This window comes from Streptomyces sp. NPDC012835 (assembly GCF_042900885.1).
GTDB lineage: Bacteria > Actinomycetota > Actinomycetes > Streptomycetales > Streptomycetaceae > Streptomyces.
In genome coordinates, this window is record NZ_JBIBBW010000003.1 from 962,308 (window position 1) to 984,534 (window position 22,227).

A 22,227-nucleotide genomic window follows, 5' to 3' on the forward strand; every position below is an offset into this window, starting at 1 on the left:
AGCAGCCCTCGCTGGAACCGCTGGCGGGAAGCTCGACGCCATCGGCGACGATCTCGGTGCCCTGCAGGTCGATCACGTTGGTGAGATCCATGTCTGTTCCTCCTTTCCAGATATCGAATCGGGTGGGATACATCGCCAAGAAGCGCGATGGTCTGTGGGTACGCGAGATCTGCGGTCAGACGCTCCACGACGGGATGTCGTGCGCGGCCGCCAGATCTGCCAGCGTTTTCTTGCGCAACGCGGAGAGGAGTTCCGTGCGGCTTTCCGAACTCAGCTCCCCGCGCTCCTTGAATTCGGCGAGATCGGCCCGGCAAACAATACCCGGCCAGAACTCTCCGTCAATGAAGAAGCGGTCCCTGAGCACGCCCTCAACGATAAAGCCGGTGCTCTCCGTGAGGTATTCGAGCACCACCTCGTTATAGGTGGCGACGAGCAACTCGACCCGCTTCACCTCGGCGGCCCGCAGCAGCATGGACAGAGCCGTGCGGATGGCTCGGTCAGCCACCGCCGGCGTCCACGCCCCGTCGGATCGAGAGGTCAGGACCAGCCGGAAGAAGCCCGGGGTCTGGCCCGCGGACCAGCTGACGGCGCCGATGACCCGCGCCCCGCGGCGTACGAGGACATGCGACTTCCGCTGGTCCTCGATGATCCGCCGGCGCATGGCCGCCGTGCGCCACACCGGCCCTTCCGTGGAAACGTAGGAGAAAGGGGCAGCAAGTACATCGTCGAGCATTTTCTCTTCGTTCTCGGTGATGACCGGAACAAAATCCACCGATGCATTTTCGCCGCTGCCCATTCTTCCCCCCGATTCCCTCACCGCGGTTTTTCGGTGCCATCCGTTCGGTGATGGAACAAACTTAGATCGAGGCCGATTGCAGTGTCAACGGACGCCGTAACAGCGGTTCGAACACCCGCCCAAACGCCTTTCCCGATTCTCAAAAGGCGCGGGATCTGTGCGACCCGTATTCCCGAGGCGTGACCGCCTCGGTGCACAGCCGATTCACCGGCATGAACGGGTGTCCTCAAGGGCTGTTCCGACAACGCGGCCAGGTGCCGTAGCCGTCGTCGCGCGCCCGCCGGGCATCACGGGACAGCCCTCAAGGGGCCGGCGGCGCCTACGGACACCCGTGGCCGCCGCTACGCGCCCGGAGGTGCGGGAGTGCTCAGCCGGTCCAGGACGCGCCCTGGACCTGGCCGCGCTCCTCCAGGGCGGTGGCGAACGCCGTCCACGCCTGGGCGTTGGTCCGGATCAGCTCGGCCACGGTGTCCGCCCAGCGCGGTGGAACGTGGTCGACGATCCGCTCCAGGCTGGACTGCTCGACCGAGCACTGATTGAGCAGGCGCAGCAATTCCCGGCCGTTCTCGTTGAATCTGATCGACGGGTCGTTGCGCAGGTTCTCCAGCGTCGCCACGCAGTCGAGGGGCGTGGCGACCCGCGCGAGGCGCGGACGTTCCCTCGCGGCGGGGCCGCCGGCCGGAGTCGACGCCACCGTCGTCCTGCCGCCCTGCCGGGGCACCACGTCCTCGCCCACACGCAGTCGATCCCTTACGTCCCGCACGGTCGAGGGCGCCACACCGGCGAGCCTGGCCACCTGGCGAAGCGACAACTCGGGCTTCTCCGTGAGCAACTGGCCGGCCCGGCGCCGACCCGGGGCGCTGCTCAGGGGCCGCGCCCGCCCGTCGTGCCCAATGCGACTGTCCAAGTGTCCACTCTGGACGCTCGCACGCTTCCGCAGGGCTCCGACCGTGGTCGCGGACAGCCCGGTGACGCGGGCGATCCGGCGGTCCGACCACGCGCCGTGGGAGACGAGGATGCGGGCGGCCGCCGCGGTGCGGTCCTCCAGCGACAGGGGCAGGCCGTGTGCGGAGTTGAGCTCTACGGAGAGGACGAACGCTTCCTCGTCCGTGCCGTCGAAGAACCGTGCCTCAATCGTTTCGTGGCCGAGCTGCTGTGCCGCCTTGACACGGTGAGCGCCGTCGATCACGCGCAGCGCGTGGCGCTGGACGATGATCGGCGGTGGTGCGGCATCCGATTCGGCCAGCAGTCGCGCGTGAGCGAAATCCAGTCCGCCCCGCCGGGGCGAGCGCTCGACATTCAGCGAGCCGATGGGAACCGTTTCGGACGTACGGCCCACTCGGTCGAGCAGATCGGTACGACATGACGAGGCATCATCCATGGTGCTTCCCCCTGACAAGCAAGACACTCCGGTGCTCAACCATTCTCAGCACCCCCACCCGACGGTCAAGCCTACGCAAAGCACAGCAGTCACAGGCGTTTCATCGTCTCCACGCCTCAGGCAGACAAACATCCGAGGTCGAAAGCGGGATTGCGGGTGTTATTTTCAGCCATGGTGGCGGAAACTTGACCGAAGATGAAGCCCTCCCGATTCCGGAATTCATAATTCCGCCCAGTCGGCACCCGAGAGCTGTTCGGCAATCCCCGGTGATTCAGTGTCCGGCGTCAGCCGTGGGCGGGCCGCCGTACGGGCGGACGACGCCCAACAGTCACGGCCGTCAGCAGGATCCCGTCGCGCAGTTGCCATCTGCCGTGGAAGATCCGTACCCCCTCGGCTCCGGGAGCGGTGGCCCGGGCGCGGAAGGTGCCGTCCTCGGGAGAGAAGTCGACCTCGGCGTCACCGAAGTCCAGCCGCCGGCCGGCCATCGGACTCCACACCTTGTAGACGCTCTCCTTGGCGCTGAACAGCAGCCGCTCCCAGTGCACTTCGGCCCTTGCCGCCGCCAGCTCCGTGAGATGGCGGCGTTCGCCGGGGAGCGAGATCAGAGACAGGATCGAACGGTCGGCAAGCGGAAGATTGGGCTCCGCGTCGAGCCCGAGCCACGCCGTGTCCGCCGATACGGCCACCGCCGCGGCGCGGTAGCCCTCGCAGTGCGTGATGCTGCCGACGACCCCCGCCGGCCAGACCGGAGCGCCCGAGGGGGCCCGCGGAATCGGGACCGCCGGATGGCCGAGGCGGCGCAGGGCCTCTCGCGCACAACTCCGGGCTGTGGTGAACTCCCGCAGGCGCTTGTCCACTGCCCGCGCGACCAGTTGCCTCTCCTCGGGAAAGAGATCGTCCGGCACATCGTGGAACAATTCGACATGGACCACGGACGCCGGAAACAGATGTCCGGCGCCTCTCACCCCACCGGTCGGACTCGAACCTGATCCCCGCACGTTGCCCGTGGTCATGCCCCCGATTATCACGCACGCGACCAGGATCAAAACCGACTGTGCACCCTTTTCACAAGCTTGACAGGCCCACAGCGGCGCGTCACAGTGATCAATGTTCACTATTCATCAGTGGACCGGGACCGACCACGGGGCGGATCGATCATCAACGCCCCGCTTTGCCGTTCGCACGCAAAGACACTGAACCCATTCGCCCATTTCCTGCTCCAAAGAGAACGCGCACACATAAGTTGCCCGTTCGCTTTGCGCTTTGCCGGAACAAATCAACGGACGTCCGGGCGACGGCGTTCGACCGCCGTTGACGGTCCGGTCCGCTCACGGGAAGCATGTAGACGAATGTCGCAGTGAACAATGCCGATTTCACTGGGGAGGGATGGCAATGGCAGCAGTGCTCACGGGCCTCGGGGGATACCTCCCGCCGAAGGTGGTGTCCAATGAGGACCTCTCGGCGACATTGGACACCAGCGACGAGTGGATAACCGTCAGAACGGGAATCAGGCAGCGGCACATGGTGGCCGACGGCATGTCGACCGGGGACCTGGCGGTCGCGGCAGGGGCCAGGGCCCTGAAGTCCGCAGGGCATCCGGCCGTGGACACGGTCGTGGTGGCCACCACCTCACCGGACCGGCTCTGTCCTGCTGTGGCGCCCGAGGTCGCCGCGCGGCTCGACCTCGGGACGGTCGCCGCCTTCGACCTGACCTCCGCGTGCAGCGGATTCGTCTACGGACTCGCCACCGCCGCGGGGCTGATCGCCTCGGAGGCGGCCGACACGGTGCTGTTCATCGGCGCCGAGGCGTTCACCACGCTGGTGAACCCGGCCGACAGGACAACGGCGCCGATCTTCGGCGACGGGGCCGGGGCCGTCGTCCTGCGGCGGGGCGAGCAGGGGGAACCGGGCGCTCTCGGCCCCTTCGACCTCGGCAGCGACGGAGCGCGGGCCGACCTGCTGGCGATCCCCGCGGGCGGTTCACGGCAGCGGTCCGCGACCGGCGGACCGGCCCACGACGCGGTTCCCCACGAGGACTGGTACCTCCGGATGGTGGGGCGCCCCCTCTATCAGCACGCCGTCGAGCGCATGACTCAATCCGCGAACACGGCGCTCAAGAAGGCCGGTTGGGCCGTCACCGACGTGGACTGGTTCGTCGGCCACCAGGCGAACGCACGGATCGTACATGCCGTGGCCGAGGAACTCGCCGTCCCCGAGGAACGTACGGCCGTCAACATCGACCGCGTGGGCAACACGCTTTCGGCCTCCATCCCGCTCCTGCTCAACGACCTCGCGGCCGAGGGCGCCCTGATGCCCGGCCACCGGATCGTCCTGTCCGCCTTCGGCGCCGGCCTCTCCTGGGGTTCGACGGTGCTCACGTGGCCGGACCTGTCCGTCGAAAGCGTCCACTGACACCGGCTCCCCCTTCCGCCCGCCCCGCCACGCCGTCGACGCGCCGTCGCCGGACGACCGTCGCACCACCCACCACACACGTCACGGGAGAGAAAATGAGCAGCATGCACGACTCCGTCGCCGAGGTCATGGCCGACCGCTTCGGCATGGACCGGGACATCATCGTCCCCGAGGCGACGTTCGATGATCTGGGTCTCGACTCGCTCTCCCAGATCGAGCTGGTCACCGCCCTGACGAAGAGGCTGGGAGTGGAACTGACCGACGACGAGATGGCGGAACTCTCCACGGTCGGAGAGATAGTCGCCCTGCTTGAGGACAAGGGCGTCAACGCCTGATGAGCGGCTTCGCAGCGCTCGTCACGGGAGCCGGGTTCATCAGCCCCGCGGGAGCGGGGCTGAAGGCGAACTGGGAGAAGGTGCTCGCCGGCGAACCCACTGCCGCCCATCTGCCCGAACTGGACGGCCTGCCCGTCACGATGGCGTGCCGCGTACCCGACTTCTCTCCGAAGGACCACGGGCTCCGCGGCTCCTGGCAGTGGGATCGCTTCACCCAGTTCGCCGTCGTGGCAGCGCGCGAAGCACTGGAGCAGTCCGGGCTGACCCCGGGCGGGTGGGCGGACGCCTCCCGGGTCGCCGTCATCATCGGTTCCGGAGCCGGCGGCACCGCCACCCTGGAAGCCCAGTACCGGGTCCTGATGGAAGAAGGCCCCTCCTCGGTGTCCCCACTGACCCTGCCGATGGGCCTGGTCAACATGGCGGCGGGCCAAGTGGCGATCGACATCTCGGCCACCGGTCCGTGTCTCGCCCCCTGTACCGCCTGTGCCGCGGGCGCCAGCGCCATCGGCATCGGCCGCGAGCTCCTGCGGCAGGGCGTCGCGGACGTCGTCGTCGCCGGCGGTACCGAGGCCCCCATCACGCCGCTGTACATCTCGTCCTTCGCCCGGATGCGTGCACTGTCCAGGCGCTCGGACGATCCGGCGACCGCGTCCCGCCCCTTCGACACGGACCGGGACGGGTTCGTACTGGGAGAGGGCGCCGGAGTCCTGGTGCTGGAGACCGAGGAGCACGCGGCTGCCCGGGGCGCCCGTCCACTGGCCCGGGTGACCGGGTACGGGGCGTCGTCGGACGCGCACCACGTCACCTCCCCGCACCCGGAAGGGCGCGGCGCCGAGCTGGCGATGCGGGCGGCGCTCGACGACGCCGGGCTGACCGGCGATGAGGTGGATTACGTCAACGCCCACGGGACGTCGACCCCGCTCAATGACGTGACCGAAGCGGGGGTCATCAGCCAACTGCTCGGAAATGGTGTGGCGGTGAGCTCCACGAAGGGCGTGACCGGCCACCCGCTGGGCGCGGCGGGTGCCATCGAGGCGGGCTACTGCGTGCTCGCCGTCCGCGACGGACTGATCCCACCGACGGCGGGCCTCAGCACCCCGGACCCACGGATCGAGGTCGATCTCGTCCGAGGCGCCCCGCGTTCCGGGCACGTCCGCGCGGCCCTGAGCAACTCCTTCGGGTTCGGCGGCCAGAACGCCACGCTCGTCTTCACCCCCTGAACCGCACCGACGACGACCGATGCCCGACCTGACGGAGGTATTCATGGGAACCGCACAGGTCGCGCGCCCGCATGTGGCCGACGGCGTCATCTTTCCCGACCTTTCCGGCCTTCTTTTCGACGGAGAGTACGAGGAGACCCATCGCGACATCCGGGCAGCGCTTCTCGACCCGGTATTCGACCCTCGCGAGGGTCTTTCGCCCAAGGATTCCGGCAAGTTGACGTACGAGCGATCCCGGATGCTGCACAGCGCACTGGAGCGGCCGATCGAAATGCTGCGCCGGCCTCGCCGGTTGTTCGCGCTGGCGGAATGGGCACCCCTGCTGGACCCGGCGATCTTCTCTCTGCTCCTCGTGCACCACAATCTCTGCCTCGGCACCGTCCTCGATCACGGAGCGGACCGGGACGACATCTCCGACTATGTCGCGGAGTTGGACCGGCTCGATTCCTTCGGCCCCTACATGGCCACCGAGTTCGGGTACGGGAACAATGTCGCGGCACTCCGCACCGAAGCGGTTTACCACGCGGATACCGAGACGTTCGTACTCAACACCCCGGACCAGAGCGCGCGGAAGTTCATGTCTCTCAGCGCTTTCGATGACATTCCCAAGCTCGCGGTGGTGCTGGCCCGGCTCAAGTCCGACGGCAGGGACCACGGGGTGTATCCGTTCGTGGTCCGCGTCAGCGACGGGAAAACGCTGTGCGAGGGCGTGGGCGTCGCGGCCTGCCCTGAGCAGCCCGTGCAGGGGCTCGATTACGGATTGACCTGGTTCGACCACGTCAGCGTCCCACGGCGCAATCTTCTGCACGGAAACGCGGAGGGATTCTCGCCCAACGGCACATTCCTCCCCGGCGGTGAGAACATCCGCCGACGCTTTCTGCGCACGATGAGCCGAATTCTCCCCGGCCGCCTGTGCGTTTCGAGCGCCGCGGTCGGGGCCGGGAAGGCGAGCGTCTACACGGCGATCCGTTACGCGGAGAACAGGCTGACCAGCGGTCCGGGCCGCGGCGACATGCCCGTGATGGAGTACCGGAGCCACCAGCGGGATCTGTTTCCCGCGCTGGCCACCGTGTACGCCATGAATCTGCTCCTGAATCTCGCCAAGCGCGCATTCCTGGCTCCTTCCGGGACCTCGCCGGACGAGCTGAACGACCTGATCGCGATCACGAAAGCCCTCTCCACCTGGGAGATGAGCCACGTTGTCGGGATCTGCCGCGAACGCTGCGGAGCGCAGGGCATGTTCCGGGTCAATCGGATCGCCGAGCACGGCTCACTGTTGCAAGGGCTCATCACCGCCGAGGGCGACAACCAGGTGCTGCTGGCGACGACGGCGGGCCGACTGGTCGCCGGGACCGATCCGCAGCGGCATCCGGTGCCGCCGGCGCCGCGCGAGGGCGACGCCGACGACCTGGACTTCCAGATCGAGTTGCTGCGCTACCGGGAGCGATTCCTGCGCCGGGCGGCACGCGCGGCCATGGCGGACTCGGAGGGCACGTACTTCGACGCCTGGAACGGCAGCATGAACACCGCCCTCGACATGGCCCGTACGCGCGGAGCCCGCCTCGCCCTTGAGCAATTCCGCACGGCGGTCTCCGCCCTGGCCGACGAACAGGACCGCACCGCACTCCGCCTGCTGGGATCGCTGTACGGACTCGTCAAGGTCCAGCAGGACGCGGGCTGGTATCTGGCCAAGGCACTTCTGACGGCGGAACAGGTCGACGGGCTGGCCGCCACGGTCGACCGGTACTGCGAGCTGATCCGGCCGCACGCGCGACGCCTGACCGGCGGATTCCGGCTCTCCCCTGAACTGCTGCGCGCCCCGATCGCCTTCGAGGACTACGGAACCGCCTTCCGGCGCCAGGTCGGCGCACCCGACTCCGACGCGGCCTCTCCACGTTCTCCCGGGAAGTGACGATGACACGGCACACATACCACTGCCCGATCCGCTGGTCGGACATGGACCTCTACGGAGTGGTGAACAACGTCTCGCTGCTGCGGTATCTCGAAGAGGCACGGGTCGACTTCATCTTCCGCCTGGCACCCACGGAAGGTGACGCCTTCTTCCGCGGCGGTTCGGTGGTCGTGGAACACCGGATTCGTTACGTGAAGCGGCTGGTGCACCGGCACGAACCCGTGGCGGTCGAGATGTGGGTGTCCGAACTCCAGTCGGCCACGGTCTCCATCGACTATCTGGTCAAGGACGACGAGACGCTGTACGCCACCGCCTCCACGACCATGGCACCGTTCGACTTCTCGCGGGGCCGCCCTCGCCGGATCAGCGACGCCGAGCACGCCTTCCTCGAAAACTACCTCGAACCGTCCGGTCGGTCTCGTCCTTCGATGAGCGGACTGCCGGCCACGACGGGTAGCCGCCTCGCGCGAGCACCAAGACCTCGCCGGGGCACTCTCCGGTTTCGGCGATGAGGAGCCCTGCGTCCGCGGCCACGACGGCGCCCGGGCCGGTCGCTGCGGGCACAAACTCGCCGGCCGGTGTGCGGGCTGCTCACAGATGGGCGTCCAGGAACTCCCCGAGCGCGGTCCCGGACATCGGACCGCTCCCGGCCGCCATCGCCTCGCCCCGATCGATCAGCACGAAGGAGGGCGCGCCGGTGACGCCGTACCGCCGTACGGGACCGGGGCACCTCGCGATGTCGGCCCGCACGACGATCAGCCGGCCCTGGTAGGCGTCGGCGACCTCCCGCACCAGGGGATCCATTTCCTTGCATGCTGCCGCGGCCTTGGGCCACACTCCGTGGAAGTACGCGAGCACCGGCACGTCCGCCCTCGCCAGGATGAACTCGAACTCGGCTTCCTCCTGGGGCCGTTGGACCCTGTTCGCCATCGGCGCTCCTTGACGCTCCACTCGGTGCGAGGCAGTGGGTGCCTCCTTGTGTCTCCCGACCGCTGCGGCGCGTACCGCCCGTCAGCGGGCCTTGCGCGCTCGGGCGGCCCTGCGGGCCTCCGCCATCGTGCGCGCCTCCGCCGCCTTGCGGGATTCCTTCGGCGGGCGGCCCGCGCGGGTGCCCAGACCCCCGAACGCCGCGTTGCCGGTCTTCGCCCTGTCCTGCACCGGCGGACGCTTCGCGCCTGTGATGCTGGTCAGCCTCTCCTCGCCGGAGCGAACCTGAGTGACCGTGGGCCGGATCCCGGCTTCCGACATCATCCGGTTCACGTCCCGGCGCCGGCCGGGCGTGACCAGCGTGACCACCCTGCCGGACTCCCCCGCACGCGCGGTGCGCCCGCCTCGGTGGAGATAGTCCTTGGGGTCGGAGGGCGGATCCACGTTGACGACGAGGTCCAGCTGCTCGATATGGATGCCACGGGCAGCGACGTTGGTGGCCACCAGCACCGTGATCTCGCCGTCCTTGAACTGGGCCAGCGTGTGCGTGCGCTGCGGCTGCGACTTCCCGCTGTGCAGAGCACCCGCCTGTATGCCACTGCTCCGCAGATGGCGGGTGAACTGGTCCACACCGTGCTTGGTGTCCAGGAACATCAGCACCCGCCCGTCCCGGGCCGCGATCTCGGTGGCCGTCACATACTTGTCGGCGGGATGGACGTTCAGTACGTGGTGCTCCATCGTCGCCACCGAGCCCTCCGCCCGGTCGACCGTGGCGAACACCGGCTCACTCAGATACTGCCTGACCAGCTGATCGACGTTGCGGTCGAGCGTCGCGGAGAACAGCATCCGCTGCCCGCCGGGGGGCATCAGGTCCAGGGTCTGCGAGACCTGCGGCAGGAAACCCATGTCGCACATCTGGTCCGCCTCGTCCAGCACCGCGATCCGCACCCGGTCCAGGTGGCAGTCCCGCCGGGCGACGAGATCGGCCAGCCGTCCCGGCGTCGCCACCACGACCTCGGCACCCGCCCGGAGCGCCGCCGCCTGCCTGCCGATCGCCAGCCCGCCGACCACAGTGGCCGAGCGCAGCCCGAGCGCCTCAGCGTAGGGGGCCAGCGCCTCGCTCACCTGCTGCGCGAGTTCCCTTGTCGGCACCAGGACCAGCGCGAGAGGGCGCTTCGGTTCGGCGCGGCGGCCCGCCGTCCGTGCGAGGAGCGCGAGCCCGAAGGCGAGGGTCTTTCCCGAGCCGGTCCGCGCGCGGCCGAGGACGTCCCGGCCGGCCAGCGCGCTCGGCAGGGTGGCCGCCTGAATCGGGAACGGCTCCCGCACCCCGAGCCGCGCAAGCACCCCCATCAGCTCGACCGGCATTTCCAGCTCTGCGAAGGAGCTGGCCGGCGGTAGGCCGGGCGCCACGGTCTCCGGCACCGAGAGCTCGCCCCGCGGGGCCCTCACCTGGTCGGGCCTGCCGGGTCCGGAGCGGCCGGAGGCCGGCGGCTTCGCTTTCATGGGGGTTCCTCGTTTCGGCGCCCTGAACGGACCTGGGCCCGTACCTTGTATGGTACGGGCCCAGGCTCTGCGAGCGTGACCCGACCTCATCGGCGCGGGCCGCGCGCCGGCCGTCCCGCGACCCTGCCGGGCGCCCGGCCCGGGGGATCGTCACGCCGGATTTGCGAGTGAGAGCGTGGTGCGCCCCTGCTGGCGCCCCTCGACGTCGCCGTGCCCGTCCCCACCAATGACCCCGTAGATCACTTCACATCATTCCCGGAGAACCCATGACCGTGAGCAAGAACATCAACAACCCCGTGGGCATGGGTGGCGGCCAGCGCAAGAGGCTGTCCCGCGCCGAACGGCAGAACAACGGCCCGCACCGCAACCTCGACCGCAAGGGCGCGGCCGACCAGAAGGCAGAGCTGGTACGCAAGATGCGCGAGAAGGCGGGCGCAGCCGAGGGCGCCGAGCAGACGGGCGACGACACCGCACAAGGCTGACGCGGCGCCGCGACGTACAGGTGGCGCCCGTACCTCGCTGGCCTTGGGACGACGGCGCCTGGACAGCCGAGCGGCCGCGCCGGGAACAAGCGGTCCGGCCGGCACGGTTGCAAACGGGGACCGGCGCCGTACGGGCGGGGGCACGGAGACCGGAAAGGTCGTCCGCCCCACCAGGACCCGGGCCCGGGATCGTGGTGCGCCCGTCGCGCATGCGGACCAGACGTAGTTCCCCAGGAGGACTGTTTTTCATGACCGACCGGCCCTTGACGCTCATGGCAGTGCACGCCCACCCCGACGACGAGGCCACCAGCACCGGCGGTGTCCTCGCGCGGTATGCCGCTGAAGGCATCCGCACCGTTCTCGTGACCTGTACCGACGGCGGTTGCGGTGACGGGCCGGGGGGTGTCAAACCGGGCGACCCCGGCCACGATCCGGCGGCCGTCGCCTCGATGCGCCGGCAGGAACTCGAGGCGAGCCGTGATGTCCTGAAGATCAGCGATCTGGAGATGCTGGACTATGCCGACTCCGGGATGACGGGCTGGCCGAGCAACGACGCTCCGGGGTCCTTCTGGCAGACCCCGGTGGCGGAAGGCGCGGCCCGACTCGCGGAACTCATGCGGCACTACCGGCCCGATGTGGTCGTCACCTACGACGAGAACGGCTTCTACGGCCACCCCGACCACATCCAGGCCCATCGCATCACGATGGCGGCGCTGGAGATGACCGAGCTGACACCGAAGGTGTACTGGACGACGATGCCCCGCTCGGTGATGCAGCGGTTCGGGGAGACCATGCGCGAGTTCCAGGAGGACATGCCGGAGCCGGATCCTGCCGAGGCCGCCGCGCTGGCCGAGATCGGACTCCCCGACGACGAGATCACCACGTGGGTGGACACCACCGCGTTCAGCGGTCAGAAGTTCGACGCGCTGGCCGCGCACGCCAGTCAGGGCGAGAACATCTTCTTCCTCAAGATGGGCAAGGAGCGGTTCGGCGAGTTGATGGGCATGGAGACCTTCGTGCGTGTCAAGGACGCCACCGGCGCGGCCGTACCCGAGAACGACCTCTTCGCCGGACTGCGCTGATCCGGCCGGCCGGGCCGGTGGGCCGGGGCCCCTCCGGCCGCCGAAGCCGGCCGGAGGGGCGCCGGGTCAGAGGCGGCAGCTGATTTCGAGGCCGTCCTCCACGGGGAAGGTGACGCTCTGGTAGCCGTTGGCGGTGTCGCGGACGTAGTCGAGGTAGGGGCCGAGGTCGGCCAGGTCCACGTCGTCGGCGATGACAAGGGTGCCGGGGGCGATGTGTGGTTCGAGGAGTTGCAGGACGGGCAGGCAGAGGTTCTTCCAGCCGTCCAGGAACAGGAAGTCGACCGGCTGCCGCAGTGCCGCGAGCGTCCGCAGGGCGTCCCCCTCCAGCACGGTGATCACGTCGTCGAGGCCGGTGGCGGCGAAGGTGTCGCGGGCGGCGGCCGCCTTGGTCCGGCTCATCTCCGTGGTGATGACCTGACCTGTGCCGTTGTCGCGGACGGCGGCGGCCAGGTAGAGGGTGGAGATGCCGTACGAGGTGCCGAACTCGACGACATTGGCCGGCTTGGTGGCGCGAACGAGGTTGTAGAGGAGACTGCCACCGTCGGCGGAGACGGGCATGTAGATCTCCTGTGCGGCGTCGGCGAGTTCCTGCGCGCGGGCCGCCCCACGGTCGTGGGGCCGGCCGCTCCACACCCGGGCCGCTGTCTCGTCGTCACGGGCGGAGGCTTCGAACATACGGGTCAGGGCGGCGGAGACACCCGGGTCTGCGAGGGTGTTGTGATGCGTGGGCACGGTGCTGGCTCCTTCGGGCGGTGTGACAGGGGTGGGGGCGGGGGGACGGGAGGGCGGCCTCGACGGGCCGCCCTCCCTCGCTTCGCCGGGGCGTCTCGTCAGGCCGTGTAGGCACCTGCGTCGATGTCCGCGAGCAGGGACGGCCCGGTGGGCTCCCAGGAGAGGAGCCGCCGGGTCGCGTCGCCGGACGCGGTCATGGTGTCGGCGAAGAAGCCGCCGACGAAGCCGAAATGGGCCCCGGCGTCCTGCGGGGCGACGGAGACGACCGGCAGGCCGAGGCTGCGGCCGATCGCCTCGGCGATCGCCTTGGTGGTGACGGCTTCCTCGGCGACGGCGTGCAGGCGCGTCCCCGCGGGTGCCTGCTCCATGCCGAGGCGGATGAGGCGGGCAGCGTCGTCGCGGTGCACCGCCGACCAGGCGGCGGAGCCGTCGCCGATGTAGCCGGAGACTCCCTGCTTGCGGGCGGCCGCGGTGAGGAAGTTGACGAATCCCCAGTCGCCACGGCCGTGAACGCTCGGCGCGAACCGGGTGATCACGGTCCTGACGCCCTGGGCCACGTAGTCCAGGGCAAGGTTTTCGCTGCCGCCCCGGTTGGACTCCGGGCCGACGGCCGGAGAGACATCGTCCTCCGTGGCGGGCCGGCCCTCGACGAGGCCGGAGAGAGGCGCGGCGACGACGAACGGGCGGCCGGTTCCGGCCAGGGCGTCGCCGAGGGTCCGGACAGCGGCGCGCTCGGAGCGGTCGGACTCGGCGGGGTTGCCCCAGTCGTGCTTGTTGGCCAGGTGGATGACCGCGTCCGCCTCGGCCGCGCCCTGCCGCAGCGAGGCGAGATCGTCCAGGTCACCGCGGACGAAGCCGGCGCCCTTGGCGGTGAGAGCCTGCTCGGCCCGGTCGGATCGGGCCAGTCCGATGACCTGGTGGCCCGTCGAGATGAGTTCGTCGACAACGGCGGAGCCGATCCAGCCGGTCGCTCCAGTGACAAATGCACGCATGAGCGTGACCTCCTTCGCCCCGAAAGGGCGGGTGAATGATGGGAAGGGTGGGATGGGGTGGGTGTGCCCTGATCACGGCTTCAGCGCCGCGTCAGGAGGTGTGTGGCCCGCCGCTACCGCGCGGCGGTCCGCTGGGCGCGGCGGGTGCCGGCGACGACAAGGGCGCCGGCCAGGAGTACGACCAGGGCCGCGGCGCGCAGCGCGGTGTTGGCGCCGTGGGTGAACGCTTCGGTGACGGCGGTGTGGTCGGCCGGGGCCAGTGTGAGCGCTTCCCGCACCGTGCGCGGGAGCGGTGTGTGCCGGCTCAGGTCGGCAGGCAGGTGGCGGGTGAAGCCGGCCGTGAGGATGGTGCCGACGACGGCCACGCCCAGCGCGCTGCCGAGTTCGCGGGTCGCCGACTGCAATCCCCCGGCGATGCCCGCCCTCTCCACCGGGAGGGCCGAAGCGATCTGAGCGGTCAGACAGGGCGCGGCCAGCATGATGCCGAGCCCGATGACGACCAGACCGGCCGCGTACACGGGGTAGGCCATGGTCGAGGCGTACGAGAGGCCGAGCAGGCCGGCGCTGGTGAGCAGGAAGGCCGCGGCGAGTGTCGCGGGGGCGCCGACGCGGCGGATGAGGCCGGGAACGTAGCGGGTGCCCACCAGGAGCGGGACGGTCAGCGGGATGATCCCGAGTCCTGCCTGTAGCACGGAGAAACCGCGGCCGTATTGCAGGAGTGAGGCGTTGATGTAGAAAAGCCCGAAGTTTCCGAAGAACGTGATGGTCATGCCGAGGCCGGCACTGCTGAGCGCGGGGTCCCGGAACAGCCGCGGGTCGAGCATGGGATGGGGGACGCGCAGCTCGACACGCACCCAGCACAGGCCCAGCAGGACGGCGCAGGCGAAGGCGGCGAGGACGACCGTACTGCCCCAGCCCTGTTCGGGCCCTTCGATGATCCCGATCAGCAGTGCCACGACGGCCGCCACGAACAACAGCGTGCCGGGCAGGTCGAGGGTGCGCCCGGACCGGGCGCCTCGCGGCGCGGACCAGGCCGCCCACGCCGAGCAGCAGGCCGCGACGAGGGCGACCGCCACGAACAGCGCGCGCCAGGAGCCCGCGCTCAGCACCGCGCCGCCGCCGACGTTGCCGACGACGCCGCCGATGCCGGAGGCCGCCGCCCAGATCGCCAGCGCGTGAGGGCGCCGCTCGGGGGCGGTGGCGTGCAGGAGGATGCCGACGCAGTTGGGCAGTACGCACGCGGCGCCGAGGCCCGTGATGGCGCGGCCGATCAGCATGACCGTCACGTTCGGTGCCACGGCCGACACCACGGCGCCGAGCGCGAATATGCCGAGCCCCGCCATGAGGACGCCCTTGCGGCCGAGCTTGTCGCCGGCCGCACCGGCGGGGATGACCAGGCAGGCGAAGATCACGACATAGGCGTCGACGATCCACAGCAGGTTCGACGAGGACGGTCGCAGTGAACTCGCGGCGAGCTGCGGCACCGCCAGATTGATCGCCGCGACGAATCCGACGACCAGGGCGGTGCACACACTCACGCAGGCGAGCACCGGGCCGGACCTCGGCGCCGGGCGCGGGGCGCCTTCCAGTGGGGGAGCCAGTGTGGAAGCCATTGCTCTCGATTCCTTCTGCGATTGCGGTACCCGAAGCACGGCCGGGCAGCGCCCGGCGGGCCCTGCCCGGAAACGGGCGAGGGAAGGGCGGATCCCCATTTACGAGTCACCGTGCACCGCAAAGGTAACACATACGAGTCACTGTGCCTCGTATACAGTGGCGACATGGTTGATGGAAGTGGCCGCGGACGGCCCCGCAGTGAAAGCGCACGCGCCGCCGTGCTGCACGCCGTCGATGACCTTCTGGTCGAAATCGGGTACGCGGCCCTGACGATGAAGGGCATCGCCGAGCGGGCGGGCGTGGGCCGTCAGACCGTCTACCGCTGGTGGTCCAACAAGGCGGAAGTGCTCTACGAGGCCAGCGCCATCGACGCCCGGCACGAACTGTCCGTGGCCGGCACCGGCGACCCGGGCGAGGACGTCAAGGCATACCTCGACGCCCTCGTCGCCTTCCTGTCCCGCTCCCACGCGGGCACGGCCTACCGCGCCCTCATCGGGGAAGCCCAGCACGACGCGGATGTCGCCGCGCTGCTCGCCTCCCGCGACATCCTCGGGGAGAGCGCCGCAGAGGTCGTGGAGGCGGCGCGGAAGTCGAGCGGCACCACCCTCTCGCTCGAACAGGCGACCGCGCTCCTCGTCGGCCCGCCCTTCTTCCACATCCTGTCCGGGCACAACGCGGAGGACATCGATACCGAGCAGCTCGCGGAGCAGTTCGTGCGCACCCTGAACCATCAGGGGACGTGAGGCGACCCCGGACGCCCGGCACACCCGGCCCCCACCGACCCACCGAGACGCCGTCACACCGGCACACCGGCACACCGGCACACTCGAAGTGGAGCAGCCGGTACGGGAGGCTGTACGGGAGCCGGTGTGCGACCGTACCGGAGCGGTTACGGAGCCTGCCGCCCGCGTCACCCGCTCCAACGGACAAGGCCCGGGTCGGGGACATGATCCCCAACCCGGGCCTTTATGTTGTCCATGGTGTCCAGGGCCGGTCTCAGCGGCACGGCGAGGGTCGCGCGGAGGCGGTCTTCCTCACCTCGGGCCCCTCTCGTGCGTTCCCCGTGACCGTCAGCCGACCGGCACGGTCACGGCACGGATGTCACTGGACGGCGAGTGGTTTCCGGCCCCGTCATAGGTACGGGCCCGGTACTCGTAGGTGTGCCCGCCGGCGAGCGGCGCGTCGCAGACGGTGGCCGTGGCGTAGCCGAGGCGCGGGTCGTAACCCTGGTGCAGGACGACCGACCAGGTGTCCGTCCCCGCCGTACGGCGCTCGATTTCGAGGCCGGTGAAGTCGCGGATCGGAGCCGGTGTGTAGTCGGTGGCGGTCGCCCGGACGCCGCCCGCGCAGGTGCTCAGGGCCAGTTCGGGGGCGTAGGCGGGGGCGATGCCGTCGGGGATGTCGAGCCACAGTTCGTTGGTGGCGGTGGCGTCGAGCCAGCGTGGGTTGTAGGTGGTGGTGCCGCCGGCGTTGGTGACGAGTACGCGGTAGTGGCGGGTCTCGCCGTCGGCCGTGACGGGGCCGGTGGTCCAGGTGTTGCCCTTGGTGGTGCCGAGCGGGACCCACTCCCAGGCGCCGTCCACCAGGTCCTTGCTCAGAACCGTGTAGTGGGCGAAGTGCGGCTCGGTGTTGAGGGGCCACTTCAGGGTGACCTTGCCGGTCGCCTTGGCGTAGGTGCCGGTCAGCGAGGTCACCACGGGCAGTGGACGGACGATGGTGTCCTTGCTGCCCGTTGAGGTGTTGCCCGCCTTGTCCTTGGCGCGGACCTCGTAGTAGTAGGGCGTGCGGTCGTCGGGGTTCACGAGGGGGTCGGTGTGGCTGCGGGCGGTGGTCGTGGTGACCTTCGTCCAGGTGCTGGAGCCGACAGGCCGCCGGTAGAGGACGTAACTCGCGAGGTCCATCTCCTTGTTGGCGGACCAGGAGACCTTCGTCTTGCGGGACTTGGTGTTGTAGGCGGTCTTCACGCCGGTGGGCGCCAGCGGCTTCGTCTTGTCGTGGGCGGCCGTGGTCCGGGGCTTGTACGTGTACTTGACCTTTGCGGCACCGGACCAGTTCACGTAGTCGACGCGGATGGTGTGCTTGCCGGACGGGACGGTGACGTTGGCGCTCTTGGAGCGGGCGGTGTTACCGGTGTTCTTCCACAGGTTGATCTTCCGGACGCCGTCCAGGTACACGCGGATGCCGTCGGTGGCGGAGGCGGCGAACGTGAAGGGGCCGCCGGAGCCGAAGTCCCGGGTCACCGACCAGCGGACACCGAAGTTGTCCGACGGCACGCCGGAGGCCGGTTTGCCTGACCAGCTCTCGCTGATAGCGCTGTCGCAGTCGGTCTTCACCGGGGAGCCGGAGAACGAGGTGTTCTTGTAGAACGTCCGCTTGTAGACGTTGGTCGAGCAGGTGACGTCGGCGGCTGCGGCCTGCGGGGCGGCGGACAGCAGGCTGCCGAGAACGACGGCGGACATGACACCACCGACCCGGGCGACGACGAGACTCTTCTGAGGCACGAGGACCTTTCGCGCTGTGCGGGCAAGACGTACGGCGTGAAGACTCGCGGGGCGGGAAGAAGGTTGCACGGCGCGCCCGCGACACCTGCGTACGGAACCGCTTCCGCTCCAGCTCGGGCCGTACACCGCAGGCACCCGGGGCCCTGTCCGGTGTGTTGTGCCACGGACCCTGACGTCGCGATCCGTGCCCAAGTGGACACTTTCAGCGTGCAGTTGTGCCGCTCACACCGTATCGGCGCTCGTCCCCCGGCTCTCGCCCACCTCAGCCCTCGGGCTCGGCCGACCCGCTCGCGGTCTTCGGCAACAGAGGAGTGATGAGCCCCGCCATCTCCTCCTCGGTCACCATGCCCATCCGGGCAGCCGCCACCTTCCCCGTCCGGTCGATGAGGATCGTGAAGGGGAGGGACTGCGCGTTCACCAGGCCGCGCGGGAGTCTCAGGATCTGCCGCTTGGCCGGATCGTGCAGGGACGGGTAGCTGAGGCGGAATTCCTTCTGGAACGCGAGGGCGTCGGCCCGGCTGTGGTCGTTGTCGATGCCCAGTACGTCGACACCACGGCCGCCCCACTTCTCCTGGATCTTCTTCAGCTCGGGCGCCTCCGCCCGGCAGGGGCCGCACCACGAGGCCCACGCGTTGAGCAGGACGACCTTGCCCCGGTGATCGGACAGGCGAATGCCGTCCCCCTCCAGGGATTTGCCCGTGAGGTCCGGGGCGGTGGGGCGCTCGCCTTCCGCGTAGACCTTGCTCAACGCTTCCCCCGGGGTGGCGTCGCTCACCGGTTCCGGAGCGGCGCAGCCCGCGAGCAGGACGCAGGTGACCAGCAGCGAGCCGGCCCCGAGCGCGGTACGGGCGGTGTGTGCGGTGCGCGCGGTACGGGCGGTACGGGCAGCGCGTGCGGTTCGGCGGACAGTGCGTGCGGTTCGGGCAGCGCGTGCGGTACGGACAGCGGGTGCGGTACGAACAGCGCGTGCGATACGGGCTGTGAGCGCCGTACGGGTCACGGTTGCGGCGGCCGTCACGCGCGCGCCCCGGCGCGGCTGAGGACGATCTCCAGGTGCCGCGAGCGCCACGCCGACAGCAGCCAGGCCGCCGGGAGTTGGAGTGTGAAGAGAGCGAGGATCGCCATGACGAACGCCGCGTCCACCGGCCCCTCGTCACCGGCGGCCCACGCCGAGACACCCGAGCAGAGCAGCAGCACCGCCAGGTAGACCCCGCCGTCGACCAGCGCCACGCGCCAGTTCGGCAGCACCGCCAGCCGACGGCGGACGAGAGTGAGGGCCAGGACGGCGGTCACCACGAAGACGGCGTTCCACGGGTCCGCCACCCAGAACGACGCCCAGGCCCCGAGGCCGCCGGAGGCGGCCCGCCAGGCCAGGTCGACCCCGGCCCCGGTCAGCCAGGACAGAACGACGACGGTGAGCGCGTAGGAGACGGCACTGCGCCAGGTCACAGTCACGTCAACCCCCCTTTCGTCACGGGCCGTCCGACGGCGTCCCGCTTCACGGCTCATTGTCCTCTCCGTACCTGTTGACCGGGGCCCGGGGGTCAGTAGCCCCCGTTGTTGCCGATCGTGCCCCGCTCGCACATCGGCTGGGAGAGGCACAGCAGGCTCGACATCCTCGACTGGTGCACGGTCTTCGTGGAGTGCTTGGTCTTGCTGGTGTACCCGTACAGGTACATCTCGTGGTCCGGGGCCTTCCGGTACTTGCCCGACACGTAGAAGTCCCCGTTGCGGGCCAGCCGCGCGTCGTAGAACACGCCGATACCCGCCCGGTTCACCCCGCCGCTCGGGCAGAACGGGTCCGTCGCCTCGATCTGCCCGTGCACGGCACGGGTCTTGCCGTTGTACTTGGACTTCGTCCTGAAGTCGATGCCCTTCGCGGACGCCTTCCGCTTCTCCACGAACTTGCCGGTGTTGGCCTTGTACACCTTGGTCACGCCGGTCTTCGGGAACAGGTCGTACGAGGACTTCGTCCAGTACACGGTCCCTCGGAGGCCGGCCCGGAACGCGGGGCCGGTCACCTTGTTGGAGAAGCCGCGGTTGTCGCCCGCGTACTTGTACCCCTTGGTGTACTTGCAGCCCGACACCGAGCCGAGCTTGCTCGGAATGGTGGCCCACTTCTGCCGGATGAACGACCGCCACACCACGGTGGTCTTGGTGTACTTCTTCGCCTTCGCCTCGACCTGTTGTGCCGTCTTCGCGAGGGTCGCGGCGTCGTCGGACTTCGGTACGGTCGCGGTCAGCCCCCAGGTGTGCCCGATGCCCCCGACCTCCGCTGTGATGGTGTAGTGGACCTCGCTGCCCGCCGACACTCCGGTGTCCCGCAGGCTGTGGCCGGGCGTGTCCGCGATCTTCGCGCCGTCGCGGTGGACCTCGTACCGGGAAGCCCCCAGATCGGGCCAGGACAGGTCCACGAACCGGGACGATGCCGCCCACCCCGCCCGCTCCGCCTTCGTCGGGGAGGAGGCGAGTGTGATGTCGGCGATCACCTTCTGGCCACCGGCCGCCAGGATCTGCGTGTCGGTCGCCTCACCGAGATACGTCCTGACCCGCGCCACCGCGGCCGACGACGAAGCGGGCAGGGCCGACGACGAAGTCGCCGAGGCCGGCTTCGCCCCGCCGAACAGGCCGGTGTCCGCGTCCAGGACGAATGTGGGCGCGCCGGTGGACGCCGCCGCCCACGCCGCCCCCTGCCCCGCTGCCTCCTGACCGGTGGCGGGGGTCAGCGAGGCGGCCAGCAGGACCGGGGGAATCGCAGCCACCGCGAGCACGCGTGGCACGGGTCGGCTCCACCGCATGAGAACACTCCTTCGGTCGGGGTGAGGGTTGTGGGTTGTGCGTTGGTTCGCCGCGGGCCCTGAACGTGGGCGTGTGCGCCGGGTGTTGGGTGTGCATGGCGGGTGGCGGGTGTTGGGCGTCGGGCGTCGCGTCTCGACCGGCCCGCTCCGGGCGGGTCGCGTCTCGACCGGAGCGGGCCGGTCGCGTGGGAACACCGGCGGACATGAGGCCGCCGGCCCTGGGATCAGGAGAGGCCCCACTCCTGCCGTACCCGCTCGCCGTTCGACGGGCTGGAGTGCCACTTCTCCAGGTACGGCTTCGAACCGGACTTGGTGGACTTAGAGGCGAGCGCCTTGTTCTTCGACTTGCTGATGATGAGTGAGCTGCGCAACGCCCACTGCTGGCTCTTGGACGACGCCTTGCAGGGAGACTGGACGACACGGCTCTTGGAGTCGACCTTCAGGCACTTGCCCGACTTGTCGTTCTTGATGGTCAGCAACGACTTGTTGCCGCTCAGCCGCTTCATCGTCCACCGCTGCGTCTTGTTGCTCTTGGCGCACTTGCCGACGATCAGCCGCGCGTTGCTCTTGGTGCTGCCGCCCATCGACAGGCATACGTTCGGCGCCCACACCCGCTCCAGCCGGGTGTGCGCGTACGGGTCCGCCGCCCGCTGCGCGGCCTGGGCCGGAGCCGCGACCCCGGCCGTACCCCCGGCCACCGCGCCGGCCATCAGCGCGGCGAGTGCGAATGAACTGGCTTTTGTGCGCATGGATTCCCCCTGATCGTCCGATACCGTCGATCTCCTGGACACATCGAACGTAGAGGTGAACGTCGGCTGCCGCCATGTCCGTTGGGGAGGTGTCCAAAGGGGCAATGCCCGAAGGGGCAAGGCGGCAGGAGGAGCGGAGTCCGGGCCGCGTCGCACCGTCCGCCTCGGTGCCCTAACGTTCTGCCCAGCCGCCTCCATACCGGGAAGTCGAGCACCGAGCATGCCCTTGACACGTCGAACCAGAGTCGCCCTGACCGCCGGGGGGTGCGCACTGGCCGCCGGTGCGGCCGTCGCGGCCTACGCCCTCGCCGAGACGGACGCCGGCGTACCGCCTGCCGAGGGGGCGGACGCGCCGCACTGCCTGCGCATCACCAACGACGCGCCCGGGTCCCTCGGGGGACTTTCCCGGCGTGACAACAGCCTTCCCGGCATCGCCGTCTGGGGGGACCGTGGCATTGTGCTGCGCTGCGGAGTCACCCCGCCGGGGCCGAGCACCGACCCGTGTTTCTCCGTCGACGGCGTGGACTGGGTCATCGATCAGGAACAGTCCACGCCGGACCGGAAGGTCATCGTCACCTACGGCCGCAGCCCGGCCACCCAGGTCATCCTCGGTGGCGGGGAGCAGACCGACGCCGCGCTGGTCGGCCTCTCCCGGCTCGTCGCCCCGATCCGGCAGACATCCCAGTGCCTCGCGGCGAACTGAGCACTTGAGTAGTTGGCTCAGCGGCTGAGCGGCTGAGCACCTGGGTAGCTGAGCGGCTGGGTAGCTGAGCGGCTGGGATACCGGGCAC

The 22,227-nt window shown here is 69.6% G+C and carries 22 protein-coding genes; 9 read left to right on the plus strand and 13 right to left on the minus strand.

Annotation, left to right across the window (positions count from 1 at the left end; translation table 11 throughout):
- Positions 1-175: 175 nt before the first annotated feature.
- From ACFY6S_RS17510 to ACFY6S_RS17520, 3 genes are all read right to left on the minus strand, one after another.
- On the minus strand, positions 176-796 hold the full coding sequence (locus ACFY6S_RS17510) for a hypothetical protein (protein ID WP_388817412.1): 621 nt from the start codon (positions 794-796) through the stop codon (positions 176-178).
- A gap of 367 nt (positions 797-1,163) precedes the next feature.
- Positions 1,164-2,177, minus strand: a complete 1,014-nt coding sequence (locus tag ACFY6S_RS17515) for a ParB/RepB/Spo0J family partition protein (protein ID WP_388817415.1) — start codon at positions 2,175-2,177, stop codon at positions 1,164-1,166.
- Positions 2,178-2,461: 284 nt separating this feature from the next.
- A complete protein-coding gene (locus tag ACFY6S_RS17520) occupies positions 2,462-3,190 on the minus strand; it encodes a 4'-phosphopantetheinyl transferase (protein ID WP_388817418.1) in 729 nt (242 codons plus the stop codon).
- 373 nt (positions 3,191-3,563) lie between these two features.
- Here ACFY6S_RS17520 and ACFY6S_RS17525 point away from each other — a divergent pair, with 373 nt between their 5' ends.
- The 5 genes from ACFY6S_RS17525 to ACFY6S_RS17545 all read left to right on the plus strand — a co-directional run bounded on the left by ACFY6S_RS17525 (position 3,564) and on the right by ACFY6S_RS17545 (position 8,568).
- Positions 3,564-4,589 (plus strand): beta-ketoacyl-ACP synthase III, encoded by a 1,026-nt coding sequence (locus ACFY6S_RS17525; protein ID WP_388817421.1) that lies wholly within the window; start codon positions 3,564-3,566, stop codon positions 4,587-4,589.
- A 95-nt stretch (positions 4,590-4,684) separates the two neighbouring features.
- A complete protein-coding gene (locus tag ACFY6S_RS17530; RefSeq protein ID WP_388817424.1) occupies positions 4,685-4,924 on the plus strand; it encodes an acyl carrier protein in 240 nt (79 codons plus the stop codon).
- Positions 4,924-6,144, plus strand: a complete 1,221-nt coding sequence (locus tag ACFY6S_RS17535; protein ID WP_388817427.1) for a beta-ketoacyl-[acyl-carrier-protein] synthase family protein — start codon at positions 4,924-4,926, stop codon at positions 6,142-6,144. Before ACFY6S_RS17530 ends, ACFY6S_RS17535 begins: the two co-directional genes overlap by 1 nt.
- Before the next feature lie 43 nt (positions 6,145-6,187).
- A complete protein-coding gene (locus ACFY6S_RS17540) occupies positions 6,188-8,056 on the plus strand; it encodes an acyl-CoA dehydrogenase (protein WP_388817430.1) in 1,869 nt (622 codons plus the stop codon).
- 2 nt (positions 8,057-8,058) lie between these two features.
- Positions 8,059-8,568 (plus strand): acyl-CoA thioesterase, encoded by a 510-nt coding sequence (locus tag ACFY6S_RS17545; protein ID WP_388817433.1) that lies wholly within the window; start codon positions 8,059-8,061, stop codon positions 8,566-8,568.
- Positions 8,569-8,647: 79 nt separating this feature from the next.
- Here the strand turns inward: ACFY6S_RS17545 and ACFY6S_RS17550 are convergent, their stop codons facing one another.
- Entirely contained in the window at positions 8,648-8,986 is a 339-nt protein-coding gene (locus ACFY6S_RS17550) for a thioredoxin family protein (RefSeq protein ID WP_388817436.1), read from the minus strand.
- A gap of 81 nt (positions 8,987-9,067) precedes the next feature.
- Positions 9,068-10,486, minus strand: coding sequence for a DEAD/DEAH box helicase (locus ACFY6S_RS17555; RefSeq protein ID WP_388817439.1), 1,419 nt, complete (start codon positions 10,484-10,486; stop codon positions 9,068-9,070).
- 266 nt (positions 10,487-10,752) lie between these two features.
- Between ACFY6S_RS17555 and ACFY6S_RS17560 the strand changes: the two genes are divergently transcribed.
- Positions 10,753-10,968, plus strand: coding sequence for a DUF6243 family protein (locus tag ACFY6S_RS17560; RefSeq protein WP_388817442.1), 216 nt, complete (start codon positions 10,753-10,755; stop codon positions 10,966-10,968).
- Between the two features lie 248 nt (positions 10,969-11,216).
- Complete coding sequence (locus ACFY6S_RS17565) at positions 11,217-12,050, plus strand: PIG-L family deacetylase (protein ID WP_388817446.1); 834 nt, start codon at positions 11,217-11,219, stop codon at positions 12,048-12,050.
- A gap of 66 nt (positions 12,051-12,116) precedes the next feature.
- Here the strand turns inward: ACFY6S_RS17565 and ACFY6S_RS17570 are convergent, their stop codons facing one another.
- The 3 genes from ACFY6S_RS17570 to ACFY6S_RS17580 all read right to left on the minus strand — a co-directional run bounded on the left by ACFY6S_RS17570 (position 12,117) and on the right by ACFY6S_RS17580 (position 15,387).
- Positions 12,117-12,782 (minus strand): O-methyltransferase, encoded by a 666-nt coding sequence (locus tag ACFY6S_RS17570; protein WP_388817449.1) that lies wholly within the window; start codon positions 12,780-12,782, stop codon positions 12,117-12,119.
- A gap of 98 nt (positions 12,783-12,880) precedes the next feature.
- The gene (locus tag ACFY6S_RS17575; protein WP_388817452.1) at positions 12,881-13,774 is read right to left on the minus strand and encodes an SDR family oxidoreductase; all 894 of its coding nucleotides are present in this window, start codon (positions 13,772-13,774) and stop codon (positions 12,881-12,883) included.
- A gap of 113 nt (positions 13,775-13,887) precedes the next feature.
- Positions 13,888-15,387: an MFS transporter gene (locus tag ACFY6S_RS17580; protein ID WP_388817455.1), complete on the minus strand. Its 1,500-nt coding sequence runs from the start codon at positions 15,385-15,387 to the stop codon at positions 13,888-13,890.
- A gap of 165 nt (positions 15,388-15,552) precedes the next feature.
- On the opposite strand from ACFY6S_RS17580, the gene ACFY6S_RS17585 reads away from it, so the two are divergent.
- A complete protein-coding gene (locus tag ACFY6S_RS17585) occupies positions 15,553-16,131 on the plus strand; it encodes a TetR/AcrR family transcriptional regulator (protein ID WP_388817458.1) in 579 nt (192 codons plus the stop codon).
- A 327-nt stretch (positions 16,132-16,458) separates the two neighbouring features.
- Here the strand turns inward: ACFY6S_RS17585 and ACFY6S_RS17590 are convergent, their stop codons facing one another.
- From ACFY6S_RS17590 to ACFY6S_RS17610, 5 genes are all read right to left on the minus strand, one after another.
- Positions 16,459-17,889 (minus strand): PA14 domain-containing protein, encoded by a 1,431-nt coding sequence (locus tag ACFY6S_RS17590; RefSeq protein ID WP_388817461.1) that lies wholly within the window; start codon positions 17,887-17,889, stop codon positions 16,459-16,461.
- 262 nt (positions 17,890-18,151) lie between these two features.
- A complete protein-coding gene (locus tag ACFY6S_RS17595; RefSeq protein WP_388817464.1) occupies positions 18,152-18,907 on the minus strand; it encodes a TlpA family protein disulfide reductase in 756 nt (251 codons plus the stop codon).
- A complete protein-coding gene (locus ACFY6S_RS17600; RefSeq protein ID WP_388817467.1) occupies positions 18,904-19,344 on the minus strand; it encodes a hypothetical protein in 441 nt (146 codons plus the stop codon). Before ACFY6S_RS17600 ends, ACFY6S_RS17595 begins: the two co-directional genes overlap by 4 nt.
- 89 nt (positions 19,345-19,433) lie before the next feature.
- Positions 19,434-20,687, minus strand: coding sequence for a hypothetical protein (locus ACFY6S_RS17605; RefSeq protein ID WP_388817470.1), 1,254 nt, complete (start codon positions 20,685-20,687; stop codon positions 19,434-19,436).
- Between the two features lie 224 nt (positions 20,688-20,911).
- Positions 20,912-21,436, minus strand: a complete 525-nt coding sequence (locus ACFY6S_RS17610; RefSeq protein ID WP_388817473.1) for an RICIN domain-containing protein — start codon at positions 21,434-21,436, stop codon at positions 20,912-20,914.
- 226 nt (positions 21,437-21,662) lie between these two features.
- Between ACFY6S_RS17610 and ACFY6S_RS17615 the strand changes: the two genes are divergently transcribed.
- On the plus strand, positions 21,663-22,139 hold the full coding sequence (locus tag ACFY6S_RS17615; RefSeq protein WP_388817476.1) for a DUF3515 family protein: 477 nt from the start codon (positions 21,663-21,665) through the stop codon (positions 22,137-22,139).
- Positions 22,140-22,227: the final 88 nt, after the last annotated feature.